Source organism: Mycolicibacterium sp. 624 (assembly GCF_040548615.1).
In the GTDB taxonomy this organism is placed as follows: domain Bacteria; phylum Actinomycetota; class Actinomycetes; order Mycobacteriales; family Mycobacteriaceae; genus Mycobacterium.
The window spans coordinates 209,769-222,961 of sequence record NZ_JBEPRZ010000006.1 but is presented as its reverse complement, the minus strand read 5'-3'; the positions used below and the strand labels follow the sequence as shown (position 1 = coordinate 222,961).

Sequence of the window (13,193 nt, the reverse complement as noted above, 5' to 3'; positions counted from 1 at the left end):
AAGGAGCTCCGTATGACAGTGCGGAACGACGGTTCGCCAGCCCTCAGAGTGCTCATGTCGAGCTTGGTCGGCACGACTCTGGAGTGGTATGAGTTCTTCGTCTACGGTATCGCCGCCGCGTTGGTGTTCAACAAGGTCTTCTTCCCCGAATTCGACCCGCTCATCGGCACTCTGCTGTCGTTGTCAACATTCGCTGTCGCCTTCATCAGCCGCCCCATCGGTGGCGTCATCTGTGGGCATTTCGGTGACCGCATCGGTCGCAAGCGAATACTCATACTGACCCTCACGGTCATGGGCGCCACCACGTTCGCGATCGGTCTCCTGCCGAGCTTCGCCACGATCGGGGTTGCCGCGCCAATCCTGCTGGTGGCACTGAGATTCATCCAGGGACTGTCGCTCGGCGGCGAGTACAGTGGTGCCGTTCTGATGAGCGTCGAGCACGCCGCTCCGGGAAAGCGCGGGCTTTACGGCGCGGTCATCAACACCGGGGCGTCCTGGGGCATGTTGCTGGGCAACGGCATCTTCCTGCTGCTGTCCTCGCTGAGTGACTCCTCGTTCGCGCAGTGGGGCTGGCGAATCCCGTTCCTGACGAGCGCCGTTCTTGTCTTCGTCGGGATGTACATGCGCCTGCATATCGAGGAGAGCCCGGCGTTCGCGCAGCTACAGGAGGAGAACGAGGTACGCAGACAACCGATCCTGGAAGTCCTGCGTGACCATCGGCGCACAGTCCTGGCGATGGCGTTCTCCTACATGATCAACGGCACGTTCTTCTACACCGCGACCGTCTTCTCACTGACGTACGGGCAGAACCACCTTGGCCTGCACCGGTCACACGTGCTGTGGATGGTCATGGCGGTCACCGTCGTCGCGGTCTCGGGCACACTCTATGTCGGCTGGCTGTCGGACCGGATCAATCGAAAGCGCCTGTACCTGTTCGGCATCGCCGGTTTGACTGTCATGCCGGTTGCGTGGTTCGCGCTGTTCACCACGGGATCGACGCCGTGGATGCTGCTCGGTTTCGTCCTCGTCTACATCCCCTACTGCTTCAACTACGGCGCCATGCCCACCTTCTTCGCGTACTGCTTCCCAGCCGATGTCCGCTACAGCGGAATGGGGCTCGGCTACACACTCGGAACCGTCCTCGGCAGTGCGACCGCACCGATCGTGTGCACCTTTCTGCTGGATCGCACCGACGGCTGGCCAGCCATCGCGGGCTACATGGCCGCGGTGGGGGTGGTCTCATTCATCGCCACGCTGTTCCTCAACGAGCAGCAGACCACCTCTGTCGGCGGTCCAGGCGCGCCCAGTGACAAGCCGTCGACGCTGCTCGCCCGATGAGAGGCACCACACCCCGTGTCGGCCTGGCACTGTATCCGACCCAACCCATCAACGACATGGTCCAAGCCGCGAAAGTCGCTGAACATCACAGCTTCTCGACACTATGGATCGGCGACTCACAGAACATCTGGCGCGAGTCATTCACCGCGATGGGCGCAATTGCACACAGCACCAACAGGATCGGTATCGCGACAGGGGTGAGCAATGTGGTTACCCGCCACCTGGCGACGGTGGCGGGCGGGTTCGCCTCACTACAAGAAATGGCACCGGGTCGCGTGATCGCCGGGTTGGGGACCGGTGATTCATCACTGGCCACCATCGGCAGCGCGCCGATGCGCACCAACGATCTCGAACGCGCCGTCGGCATGCTGCGATCGCTGACGTCGGGGGAAGGGGTCACGCTTGACACTGGACCGGCGCAGGTCCGCATCACCTACGCCTCGGCCCGTACCGCGGTCCCGGTTCACCTGGCGGCATCGGGACCCAAGATGTTGGATCTCGCCGGCCGCGCCGCGGACGGCGTGGTACTGCTTGCCGGCGCAGACCCCGATGCGATCCGAAGGGCCTTGGCGCGGGTGACCAGCGGAGAGGTCACCGCAGGCAGGCAAGTGGGGTCTGTGTATCGCGTCCTGTGGCTACCCATCGCGGTGGAGGACGACTCGGCACAGGCCCGACGACTGGTCCGGCCGCATGTCGCCAGGACCGCACTACGGCCACACCCCGTGGCGCTGCCCGCCGAGCTGGTCCAGGAGGTATCCGAACTACGGCGCCGTTACGACTACTACCAGCACATGTCCAGCAGCGCGGGTCACGCCGAACATGTCTCGGCCGAGCTGACCGCGCGATTTGCCGTCGCCGGTGATCCCGGTGAAGTGCTGGCGCAGATGCGTGAACTGTGCAGGTTGCCGATCGACGAGATCGCGCTCGTTCCGTTCGCGGCCGATGAGAGTTCACGGATCACCACCGCAGTGAGATGTCTGGAACTGTTCGAGGCCATCGCCGCCTAGCGCGTCCATATCGCCATTTGACGTCAACCCGGCTTGAACCGGCAAGCTGAGCATGTGAACGATGCATCGGCCGAAATGCCCGTCAACCACCATGCCGACCACCCCGGCTTCGCCGGGATCACCGGCAGCCTCTTCGGATTCCTATTCCTGCTCATCGGCCGTGCGAACGCGCGACTCGCGACGGAACGCGCCCACGTCTCGGCCGCCGATCACGTCGTCGACGTCGGCTGCGGACCGGGCACCGCCGCCCGCACAGCCGCCCGCCGCGGTGCCCGCGTCACCGGCGTCGACCCGTCGGCATCGATGCTGCGGATCGCGCAGGCCGTCACGCGCGGTCGCGCCGACATCACGTGGGCCGAGGGCACCGCCGAGCGCCTCCCCGTTCCCGACGGCTCGGCGACGGTCGTGTGGGCGTTGGCCACCGTGCACCACTGGCGCGACGTGACCGAGGGCCTCGCGCAGGCGTATCGCGTGCTGGCACCCGGTGGGCGGCTGCTGGCTGTCGAGCGCCGAACCGACCACGGCGCCACCGGATTGGCGACCCACGGCTGGACCGATGCCCAGGCGGAGTCATTCGCCGGACTGTGCCGCGCGGCGGGACTGGTCGACGTCTGCGTCACCGGTGACCGGGCCGGTCGACGTCCGGTGTGGACGGTCAGCGGCACAAAGCCCTGAGTCTGCTCAGCCCGTCCCGGCCACCAGCCAGCGACCGGAGCACGCCCGCCATCCGACGAACACCAGGCGCAGCACCATGAACGTGGTCAGACCAGACCAGATGCCGAGCAATCCCCACCCGAACGCCAGAGACATCCAGACCAGCGGCAGGAACCCAATCAGGGCGCTGGCCAGCGTCGCATTGCGCATGAACCGCGCATCCCCGGCACCGAGCAGCACGCCGTCGAGCGCGAACACAACGCCCGCCACCGGCAGCTGCGCGACCAGGAACCACCACGGCACGCCGATCTCGTCCAGCACCGAGCGATCCGAGGTGAACAGCGCCGGGAGCGCCGACGAGCCGACCGCGAACGCCGCCGCCAGCACCGCGGCACCCAGCGTCGAGACCACGGTCACACGCCACGCCACCGACTTCGCATGCGCCAACTGACCCGCTCCCAGGGCCGCACCGACCAGCGACTGGGCGGCGATCGCCAGCGAATCCAGAACCAGGGCAAGGAAACTCCACAGTTGCAGCACCACCTGGTGCGCGGCCACCGCCGCCGCCCCGAAACGCGCGGCGACCGCCGCGGCGGAGACGAAACACGCCTGGAACGCCAGGGTGCGCACCACCAGGTCACGGCCCATCACAAGCTGAGCGCGCAGCACCGCGAAGTCGACGCGCAGCGCGACCCGCTCGACCAGAAGCGCCCGGCAGAACATCACCGCCGCCAGCCACTGCCCAACCACGTTGGCCACCGCCGAACCGGCCAGTTCCATCCGGGGCAGTCCCAGCCACCCGTAGACCAGCAGCGGACACAGCACTGCCGACACCGCGAAACCCGACACCACGTAGCGCAGCGGCCGGGCGGTGTCCTGTACGCCACGCATCCAGCCATTGCCCGCCAACGAGATCAGGATCGCCGGTGCACCCAGGATCGCGATCCGCAGCCAGGGCAGCGCCTCCTCGGCGATCTCTCCGCCGTCGGCGATCACCGCGAGCAGCGGCACCGCGGCCGCCTGGACCGCCGCGACGACCACCAACCCGAGGCCGATCGCCAACCAGGTGGCCTGCACGCCCTCCCCGACTGCCGCACGCCGGTCCCCCGCCCCGAAGAACCGGGCCGCGCGCGCCGTCGTCCCGTACGACAGGAACGTCAGCTGCGAGGACACCAGCGCCAGAACGAGTCCGCCGATCGCCAGCCCTGCGAGCGCGAGCGCTCCGAGTCGACCCACCACGGCCAGGTCGAACAGCAGGTAGAGCGGTTCAGCGGCCAGTACACCCAGTGCGGGTAGCGCAAGACCGGCGATTCGCCTGCCGGTCGCCGGTGCCGGCTGCTCAGGCGAATCAGCCAAGGCGCGCGTTGACGCGGTCAGCCAAGCGCATCAGCGAGCGCCTTCACGACGTCCTCGACCGGGCCGGTCGCGGAGTAGCCAGCGGCGAACCGGTGCCCACCTCCGCCGAATCGGCCGGCGACGACTGTGAGATCTACCGCCGCCTTCGCCCGCATCGACACCGACCAGCGCTGGGGAGCGATCTCCTTGAACACAGCGGCCACCTCGGCCTGCGAGGTGGTGCGCACGATATCGACAATGCTCTCCACCTCCTCGAGCCGGGCGGCGCTGAACTCCTGATGGGGCACAACGGCATACACGAAACCGAGACCACCCAGCGCCTCGGGCGCGAGACGTGCCGACGCCAGTACGCGCGACAGCATCGGAAGCCACGAGAACGGGTGCGTGTCGAGCAGGGTGCGACTGATGGCGGCGTTGTCGACACCAAGTTCGAGCAACCGCGCGGCAAGGCGGTGCGCCCGGGCGGTGGCCCACCGGAACGATCCGGTGTCGGTTGTCAGGCCGGCGTAGAGGCAGTGCCCGACGGGTGCGTCTATCGGCTCACCCCACGCATCGAGAAGCTCGGCGACGAGCATCGTGGTGGAGTCCGCCGACAGATCCACGTAGTTCGCGGTGCCGAACAGCTGGTTCGACGCGTGGTGGTCGATCACCAGGACCTGCCGGGCACAGTCGGCCACACCGCGCAGTTCACCCAGCCGGTTGACGCTGGGGATGTCGACTGTGACGACCAGATCGGGGTCACGCCGCATCGCGTCCGCGGCTACCAGCAGGTGACCACCCGGCAGCGACTGCAGTGATTCCGGCAGATCGGCTGGTTCGGCGAACGCGACCTCGACGGCCTTGCCCACACGCTCCAACACCAATGCCAGCGCCAGCCCGGCGCCGATGGTGTCGGCATCGGGATAGACGTGACACAACACCGCCACACTGGCTGCACCGGATAGCAGTGCCGCCGCGCCGTGCGCATCGACGCGTACGGCCGCAGCCTCGGGTACTAGCTCAGTCGTCGGGTCGATCGTTGTCACCGGTGTCCTCAGCGTCGGAATCGTCATCAGGCTCGTCGCCCGATTCCTCGCCCCCGACCACACGGTACGGGTCAGCGTCACCGGCCGGTGTGGCACCCTCACGAATCCGTGCCACATCGGCGTCGGCGGCACGCGCGCGCGCCAGCAGTTCCTCCATGTGTTGCGCCGTGTCGGGCACCTTGTCCAGCACGAACGCCAGCGTCGGGGTGAAGCGCACACCGGTGGCGGCGCCAACCTTGCTCCGCAGGATGCCCCTGGCACGCTCCAGCGCCTTGGCGGCACCGTCATAGTCGGGCTCGTCGGCCAGCGTCTCGCCGCGCACCGTGTAGTACACGGTGGCGTCGTGCAGGTCACCCGTCACCTTCGTGTCCGTCACGGTCACGAAGGCCAACGGGGGATCCTTGATCTCGAACTCGATGGCTGACGCGACGACCGTGCCGATGCGCTTGGAGAGCCGTCGTGCGCGGCCCACGTCAACCATTTAAGTGCGCTCCTTCTCCACGAGTTCGTACGCCTCGATGACGTCGCCTTCCTTGATGTCGTTGTAGGTGAGCGTCAGACCACATTCGTAGCCGTCGCGCACCTCCGTGGCATCGTCCTTCTCGCGCTTCAGCGACGAGATGGTGACGGTCTCGGCAATGACGAGGTTGTCACGCAGCAACCGCGCCTTGGCGTTGCGGCGCATGATGCCCGAGGTGACGAGGCAGCCGGCGATGTTGCCGACCTTGGACGACCGGAAGATCGCCCGGATCTCGGCGCGGCCGAGTTCCTTCTCCTCGTAAATCGGCTTGAGCATGCCCTTCAGCGCGCTCTGGATCTCATCGATGGCCTGGTAGATCACCGAGTAGTACCGGATGTCGACACCCTCGCGGTTGGCCAGCTCGGTGGCCTTGCCCTCCGCACGGACGTTGAACCCGATGATGATCGCGTTCGACGCCGACGCCAGGTTGACGTTGGTCTCGGTGACGCCGCCGACACCGCGGTCGATGACGCGCAGCTCCACCTCGTCGCCGATCTCGATGCCCAGCAGGGCCTCCTCCAGCGCCTCGACGGTGCCGGAGTTGTCGCCCTTCAGGATCAGGTTCAGCTGGCTGGTTTCCTTCAGCGCGGCATCCAGATCGTCCAGGCTGATGCGCTTGCGGGTCCGCGCCGCCAGAGCGTTGCGCTTGCGCGCGCTGCGCCGGTCGGCGATCTGCCGTGCGATGCGGTCCTCGTCGACAACCAGGAGGTTGTCACCGGCACCTGGCACCGACGTGAAGCCGATGACCTGGACCGGACGCGACGGGAGCGCCTCCTCGACGTCCTCGCCGTGCTCGTCGACCATGCGACGGACGCGGCCGTAGGCGTCGCCCGCCACGATCGAGTCGCCGACCCGCAGTGTTCCGCGCTGGATGAGCACGGTGGCCACGGGGCCGCGGCCACGGTCGAGGTGTGCCTCGATCGCGACGCCCTGGGCCTCCATGTCCGGGTTGGCCCGGAGATCCAGTGCGGCGTCGGCGGTCAACAGCACCGCTTCGAGCAGGGCGTCGATATTGGTGCCCTGCTTGGCCGAGATGTCGACGAACATGGTGTCGCCACCGAAGTCCTCGGCAACCAGGTTGTACTCGGTGAGCTGCGCCCGGATCTTGGCCGGGTCGGCGCCCTCCTTGTCAATCTTGTTGACCGCCACCACGATCGGCACGTCTGCGGCCTGCGCGTGGTTGATGGCCTCCACCGTCTGCGGCATGACGCCGTCATCGGCGGCGACCACCAGAATGGCGATGTCGGTGGCCTTGGCACCACGGGCACGCATGGCGGTGAACGCCTCGTGACCGGGGGTGTCGATGAAGGTCACCAGACGCTCGTTGCCATCCAGCTCGGTGAGGACCTGGTACGCACCGATGTGCTGGGTGATGCCACCGGCCTCGCCCTCGCGGACGTTGGCCTGACGGATGCTGTCCAGCAGTCGCGTCTTGCCGTGGTCGACGTGACCCATGACCGTGACGACCGGCGGACGGTACTGGAGATCGTCCTCGTCGCCCTCGTCCTCGCCGTAGGTGAGGTCGAAGGACTGCAGCAGCTCGCGGTCCTCGTCCTCCGGGGACACGACCTGCACGACGTAGTTCATCTCGCTGCCGAGCAGCTCGAGCGTCTCGTCACCTACCGACTGAGTCGCGGTGACCATTTCGCCGAGGTTGAACAGCGCCTGCACCAGCGATGCCGGGTTGGCGTTGATCTTGTCGGCGAAGTCGACGAGCGACGCGCCGCGGGCCAGCCGGATGGTCTCGCCGTTGCCGTGCGGCAACCGCACACCACCGACGACCGGTGCCTGCATGCTCTCGTACTCGGCGCGTTTCGCCCGCTTCGACTTGCGGCCACGACGGACTGCGCCGCCGGGACGACCGAATGCACCTGCCGCGCCACCACGCTGACCGGGACGACCACCGCCGCCACCGCCACCTGGGCGTCCGCGGAAGCCACCTGCGGGTGCGCCACCTGGGGCTCCGGCACCGCCGCCGGCGCCACCGCCGCGGTAGTTACCGCCACCGCCACCGGCACCACCGGGACCGCCGGGACGACCGCCGCCGCCACCGGGACCACGGCCGCCGGGGGCGGGACGCGGGCCACCGGGACGACCCATCGCGCCTGGTCGGGCACCTGGGGGACGTGGAGGCATGTTGCCGGGTGTCGCTCCGGGACGCGGGCCGGGGCGCGGGCCACCGGGGCCTGCCGCGGGACGCGGCGCCGGACGCTCGACCGGCTGCTGCGACGAGAAGGGGTTATTGCCCACGCGCGGGGCGCGCGGTGCGGGCTTGGGCGCGCCGGGAGTGGCTGGCGCCGGACCGGGTCGGGGACCCGGTGTCGGACCTGCCGGTGCGGCGGGCTGGGCCGGTGCACTCGCGGCAGGTGCTGGTGCCGCGGCGGCGGGTGTCTGCACCGGTGCCGGAGCCGGAGCTGCGGGCGGCGCAGGCGGTGCCGGGGGTGCGGGCTTCGGACCGCCGGGCTTGGGTGCCGAGGTCACGACGCCACCGTCGGCTGCCGCAGGTGCGGCACCGGGCTTGGGCCCGGCCGATTCGGACGGAGCGGCTGCGGCGGCGGGCTTCGCCGGTGCCGGCGCGGCCTTGGCGGGCTTGCCTGCACCGAACGCCTCGCGCAACCGGCGCGCCACGGGAGCCTCCACAGTGGAGGACGCGGACTTAACGAATTCGCCCTGATCACTCAGACGGGCGAGAACTTCCTTGCTGGTGACACCGAGTTCTTTAGCCAACTCGTGCACGCGGGCCTTACCTGCCACTACTACTACTCCTGTCTGGAGGCGACAGCGGTGGTAGGCCGCGCCTCGGGTTTAGCTATGACGCATGGTCATCGAGACTTCACGGTGTGCTCATGTTCTTCGCTACCTGTTCTGTTGCCGGGCGGCCGTGTCCTTCAATCCCTCGAAGTACTCGGTCACCGCGGATGTGTCCGGCGGACCGGTGATGCGCAACGCTCGGGTGAAAGCCCGCCGCCGGATCGCCGCATCGAGGCACTGCGGGTCGAGGTGCAACCACGCACCCCGCCCCGGCAGGTTACCCGCTGAGTCAACGGTTACGGCGTGATCGCCATTCCCGTCACACACAGCGGCCACTCGCAGCAAGTCGACGGCCAACTCTCGCCTCCTGCAACCGACACACGTTCGCACCGGGCCGAGGGGCCGATCGGTACTCTCGCGCGTCGAGGCAGGAGTCTCGCGCTGGATCACGGCTCAGTCTAGCCTCACCCGTTGCCCCAGACAGAATCGCGTGTCGCGCTACCTGTCACGCTGGGCGCCGTGGGCCGCCCCCGAGTGCGGCGGACCCTCTGGCGTTGGCGCGGCGTCACTGCGAATGTCGATCCGCCAACCGGTCAAACGGGCAGCCAGACGTGCGTTCTGCCCCTCCTTGCCGATCGCCAGCGACAGTTGGAAGTCAGGCACCACGACACGCGCGGCACGCCCTGCCTCGTCGATGACCGATACCGACACCACCTTGGCCGGTGACAGCGCATTGGCGACGAACCGCGCCGGATCCTCGTCGTAGTCGATGATGTCGATCTTCTCGCCCGACAGCTCGCTCATCACATTGCGAACCCGTTGGCCCATCGGCCCGATGCAGGCTCCCTTGGCGTTGAGGCCCGGCATCCGCGATGTCACGGCGATCTTCGAGCGGTGCCCGGCCTCGCGGGCCACGGCGACGATCTCGACCGATCCGTCGGCGATCTCGGGAACCTCGAGTGAGAACAGCTTGCGGACCAGATTGGGATGGGTGCGCGACAGCTCGATCCTGGGCTCACGGACACCACGGGTGACCCCGATCACGTAGCAGCGCAACCGATCACCGTGTTGGTAACTCTCGCCGGGGACCTGCTCGGCGGGCCTGACCATGCCCTCCGACCCCTTGCTCTCGGTGCCCAGGCGCACGACGACGTTGCCCCGCGCGTTCTCCCGCGCATCACGCTGCACGACGCCCGCCGCGATATCACCCTCGCGGGCGGAGAACTCGCCGAACATGCGCTCGTTCTCCGCGTCACGGAATCGCTGCAGCATCACCTGCCGTGCGGTGGTCGCCGCGACCCGGCCGAAACCCTCTGGGGTGTCGTCCCATTCCTGGATCAGGTTGCCGTCGTCGTCGGTCTCGCGGGCCATCACCCGCACGACGCCGGTCTTGCGGTCGATGTCGATCCAGGCGTCGGCCTCGTGCCCCTCCGTGTGGCGGTACGCGGTCAGCAGCGCGGTCTTGATCGTCTCCAACAGCTCATCGACCGCGATCCCCCGATCCACTTCGATGGCATGCAGTGCAGCCATATCGATGTTCATTCGTCGACCTCCTCTCCGGAATGGCCGGCTAACTCGAGCTCTCGCCGGTTTGGTGGTGAAAACTCCACTTGTACAACAGCTTTGACAATTTCACTAAGCGCTATGTCACGGACCTCGTATTTCGCGCGCCGACTGTCGGCGACCACCACGCTCACGGTGTCGCCCACGAGTTCGCCCAACCGGCACTCCAGAGAGGAACCGTCGGACATCGACAGCGCCACCTTGCGACCGCGTGCACGCCGGTAGTGCCGTTCAGTGGTCAGCGGACGGTCCACGCCCCGCGATGTGACCTCCAGAACATAGGGGTCGAACTCCCCCGACGACGATTCGAACGCGTCGAGCAGCTCAGATGCGACACGCGACAACTCCGCGACCGCTTCGAGATCGAGGTTCTCCTCGCCATCGGCGACCACCACGATGCGGGGCGGCCGAGACACGGGCTGAACGGCGACATCCTCGACGTCGTACCCGCGACGCGCGAACTCAGCCTCGAGCAGCTCGGTCACCTGCGAAGAAGTCGGCAAGTGCGGGGACCGTAGCGGTTGATCCGATGCCACGGCGAGCTCCTCGTCTTGAGTTGTGCGGACGTGATCCCGGGCTACTGACCCTCGGGATCGAGTATCAACGATACGCCAGTCCAGGACGCCCGATTGGCCAACGACAGGTCAGCCGGTCGAACGCACGGCCGACTGACCGGATCCTGCGGGATGGCAGGATGACCCACGATGTCGAACGTGACCAGCACTCCCTCCCTCAGCAGGCGGCATGTCCTGATTGGTGCTGCCGCCCTGGCGCTGCTGAGCACCACGTCGGTCGCCTGTGGGTCCAAGACCCCCCCAGCCGATCTCAGCTCACTGGTCACCCAGATCGACCTCGCCCGAGCCGACAGCCAGCTGGCCGCAGACGCTGCCGCGGCCGCCCCGCCGCCCATCGCCGCGGCCCTGACCGTCGTCGCCGCCGAGCGCACCGCGCACGCCGAGGCGCTCACCGAGGAGATCATCCGTGTGACAGGCCAGGAACCGACGTCCTCGAGCGCCTCCGCGACCTCCACGTCACCCCCTCCCACCCCGGGAGAGCCCGTGGTCGCTCCCACACCGCAGGACGTCGTCGTGGCTCTCGCGAAGTCCGCGGGCAGCGCCGCCCAGGCGGCCGCCGAACAGGCGGGTTACCGCGCCGGGTTACTCGGCTCCATCACCGCGGCGTGCACAGCCGCGTACACCGTCGCCCTGGCCGAGGTGGCGCCATGACAGGGCCGCTGCCCGGACCGGCCACGACCGCACCGGCCACCACATCGGCCACCACGCCGGTGCCACCCACCACCAGGTCGGCGCCGACCACGTCGACCACAACGCCAGTGCCGCCCGCCACCAGCAACCCGCCCGCGGCCCCACCCGCGGCTACGACGACTGAGCCGCCCAGCACCACCACGACGACTCAACCGACGACGACTCAACCGACCACGACTCAACCGACCACGACTCAACCGACCACGACTCAACCCACGACGACCACCTCGGAGTCGTCCACGAGCCGGACCACTGACCCGGCACGCCCCAGCGACGGACCCGACGCGGCGCTGTTCGACGCTGTCGCGACCGAGCACGGCGTGATCTACGGGTACGGCCTGGTATCGGCGCACTCCGCACCCGAGGTCAACGACATCGTCGCCGAGGCGATGGCCGCGCACCGCAAGCTCCGTGAGGACGCGATCGCCCGGCTGACCGATCGCGACGTCACCGCGCCCCTGCCCGCCGTCGGCTACGAGATCCCCATCGCGGTCAACACGCCGCAGGACGCGGCCCAGCTGGCGACGCGGATGGAGGAGGACAGCGCGGTCGCATGGCGGGCGGTGCTCGAACAGGCGACGACGACCGAGGACCGCGCGTTCGCCGTGACGGCGCTGACTCAGGCGGCGGTCACCGCGGCCAGATGGCGCGCCGTACTCGGCACCTCACCGAGCACCGTCGCGTTCCCCGGAGGCACCGAGTAGCTCAGGTTTGCGCCGCCAGCAGATATCCCAGATAGACCAGGTAAGCGGCGACCATGACGCCGCCCTCGATGCGGGACACCCGCCGTCCCGTGATGAAGATCGGGACGCACAGCAGGGCGACGCCCACCATGATCGGGATATCGATGCGGACCAGGCTGTCCGGCAACGCCAAACCGTGCGCGGGTACCAGGCAGGTGACGCCGAGGATCAGCAGGATGTTGAAGATGCTGCTGCCGAGCAGGTTTCCGACGGCGACGTCGCGGTCACCACGAATCGTCGAGACCACGGTCGTGACCAGCTCCGGCGCCGACGTGCCGATGGCCACCACGGTCAGGCCGATCAACGCGTCGGAGACACCGAACTCACGCGCCAATCCGACGGCACCGTTGACGAGCCAGTCCGCGCCCACCACCACGATGACGATGCCGACGAGCATCATCGCCACGTACAGCGCCAGCGGACGCCTTTCAGACGACGCCGCCTCACCGGGCTCGTCAGCCGATATGGCGTGGGCGAACTCGCCTGCCACAACGCGTGACTCACGCTGCGTGACGTGGATCAGCGCAACGATGTAGCAGATCGCACCGGTCACCAGAATCGCACCGTCGATCCGTGACAGCGTGCCGTCGGCCGCCAACACCCACATAGCGACCGCGGCCCCCGCCATCACCGGCAGTTCGAAGCGCAGCGTCCGCATCTGCATCGCGAGCGGCAGAATCAGGGCGCTCAGCCCGAGGATGAGCAGCATGTTGACGACGTTGGTGCCAGCGATGTTGCCGACGGCCAGCTCCCCGCCGCCCTCCCTGGCCGCCGTGATACCGATGGCCAGTTCGGGCATGCTGGTGCCGATCGACACCACCGTCAGGCCGATGACAATCGGGCTGATCCCCAGCCGCGCGGCGACCTCGACGCTGCCCCGGACCATGACGTCGGCCCCGATCACCAACGCGATCAACCCGACCAGAAACCACGACACATCCGTCAACATCCCGGCGTCCCCCAGTGGCGAA

Annotated in this window: 13 protein-coding genes; 5 read left to right on the top strand and 8 right to left on the bottom strand. The window is 68.0% G+C overall.

Annotation, left to right across the window (positions count from 1 at the left end):
• Nucleotides 1–12: 12 nt before the first annotated feature.
• From ABIA65_RS23405 to ABIA65_RS23395, 3 genes are all read left to right on the top strand, one after another.
• Nucleotides 13–1,338 carry an MFS transporter gene (locus ABIA65_RS23405; RefSeq protein WP_241399645.1) on the top strand — a complete coding sequence of 442 codons (1,326 nt, stop codon included), beginning with the start codon at nucleotides 13–15 and terminating at the stop codon, nucleotides 1,336–1,338.
• Nucleotides 1,335–2,345: an LLM class flavin-dependent oxidoreductase gene (locus ABIA65_RS23400; protein ID WP_354525050.1), complete on the top strand. Its 1,011-nt coding sequence runs from the start codon at nucleotides 1,335–1,337 to the stop codon at nucleotides 2,343–2,345. Before ABIA65_RS23405 ends, ABIA65_RS23400 begins: the two co-directional genes overlap by 4 nt.
• 75 nt (nucleotides 2,346–2,420) lie before the next feature.
• Nucleotides 2,421–3,020, top strand: coding sequence for a class I SAM-dependent methyltransferase (locus tag ABIA65_RS23395; protein WP_502919611.1), 600 nt, complete (start codon nucleotides 2,421–2,423; stop codon nucleotides 3,018–3,020).
• Nucleotides 3,021–3,026: 6 nt separating this feature from the next.
• On the opposite strand, the gene ABIA65_RS23390 is transcribed toward ABIA65_RS23395, so the two are convergent.
• The 7 genes from ABIA65_RS23390 to rimP form a co-directional block, all read right to left on the bottom strand.
• Complete coding sequence (locus tag ABIA65_RS23390) at nucleotides 3,027–4,355, bottom strand: MATE family efflux transporter (RefSeq protein ID WP_354525048.1); 1,329 nt, start codon at nucleotides 4,353–4,355, stop codon at nucleotides 3,027–3,029.
• Nucleotides 4,356–4,372: 17 nt separating this feature from the next.
• Nucleotides 4,373–5,380: a DHH family phosphoesterase gene (locus tag ABIA65_RS23385; RefSeq protein WP_241399648.1), complete on the bottom strand. Its 1,008-nt coding sequence runs from the start codon at nucleotides 5,378–5,380 to the stop codon at nucleotides 4,373–4,375.
• Entirely contained in the window at nucleotides 5,355–5,861 is a 507-nt protein-coding gene (gene rbfA, locus ABIA65_RS23380; RefSeq protein ID WP_241399649.1) for a 30S ribosome-binding factor RbfA, read from the bottom strand. The genes ABIA65_RS23385 and rbfA overlap by 26 nt, the downstream gene beginning before the upstream one ends.
• Complete coding sequence (gene infB, locus ABIA65_RS23375) at nucleotides 5,862–8,654, bottom strand: translation initiation factor IF-2 (protein WP_354525047.1); 2,793 nt, start codon at nucleotides 8,652–8,654, stop codon at nucleotides 5,862–5,864. It lies immediately after the preceding gene.
• A gap of 102 nt (nucleotides 8,655–8,756) precedes the next feature.
• Nucleotides 8,757–9,008, bottom strand: coding sequence for a YlxR family protein (locus ABIA65_RS23370; RefSeq protein ID WP_354525046.1), 252 nt, complete (start codon nucleotides 9,006–9,008; stop codon nucleotides 8,757–8,759).
• Between the two features lie 141 nt (nucleotides 9,009–9,149).
• Entirely contained in the window at nucleotides 9,150–10,193 is a 1,044-nt protein-coding gene (gene nusA, locus ABIA65_RS23365; protein WP_241399651.1) for a transcription termination factor NusA, read from the bottom strand.
• Complete coding sequence (rimP, locus tag ABIA65_RS23360) at nucleotides 10,190–10,750, bottom strand: ribosome maturation factor RimP (RefSeq protein WP_241399652.1); 561 nt, start codon at nucleotides 10,748–10,750, stop codon at nucleotides 10,190–10,192. The genes nusA and rimP overlap by 4 nt, the downstream gene beginning before the upstream one ends.
• A 177-nt stretch (nucleotides 10,751–10,927) precedes the next feature.
• On the opposite strand from rimP, the gene ABIA65_RS23355 reads away from it, so the two are divergent.
• A complete protein-coding gene (locus ABIA65_RS23355) occupies nucleotides 10,928–11,440 on the top strand; it encodes a hypothetical protein (protein WP_371746816.1) in 513 nt (170 codons plus the stop codon).
• A gap of 329 nt (nucleotides 11,441–11,769) precedes the next feature.
• Nucleotides 11,770–12,183, top strand: coding sequence for a ferritin-like domain-containing protein (locus tag ABIA65_RS23350; protein WP_241405728.1), 414 nt, complete (start codon nucleotides 11,770–11,772; stop codon nucleotides 12,181–12,183).
• 1 nt (nucleotide 12,184) lies between these two features.
• Here the strand turns inward: ABIA65_RS23350 and ABIA65_RS23345 are convergent, their stop codons facing one another.
• Nucleotides 12,185–13,171, bottom strand: a complete 987-nt coding sequence (locus ABIA65_RS23345) for a calcium/sodium antiporter (RefSeq protein ID WP_241399654.1) — start codon at nucleotides 13,169–13,171, stop codon at nucleotides 12,185–12,187.
• Between the last annotated feature and the right edge of the window lie 22 nt (nucleotides 13,172–13,193).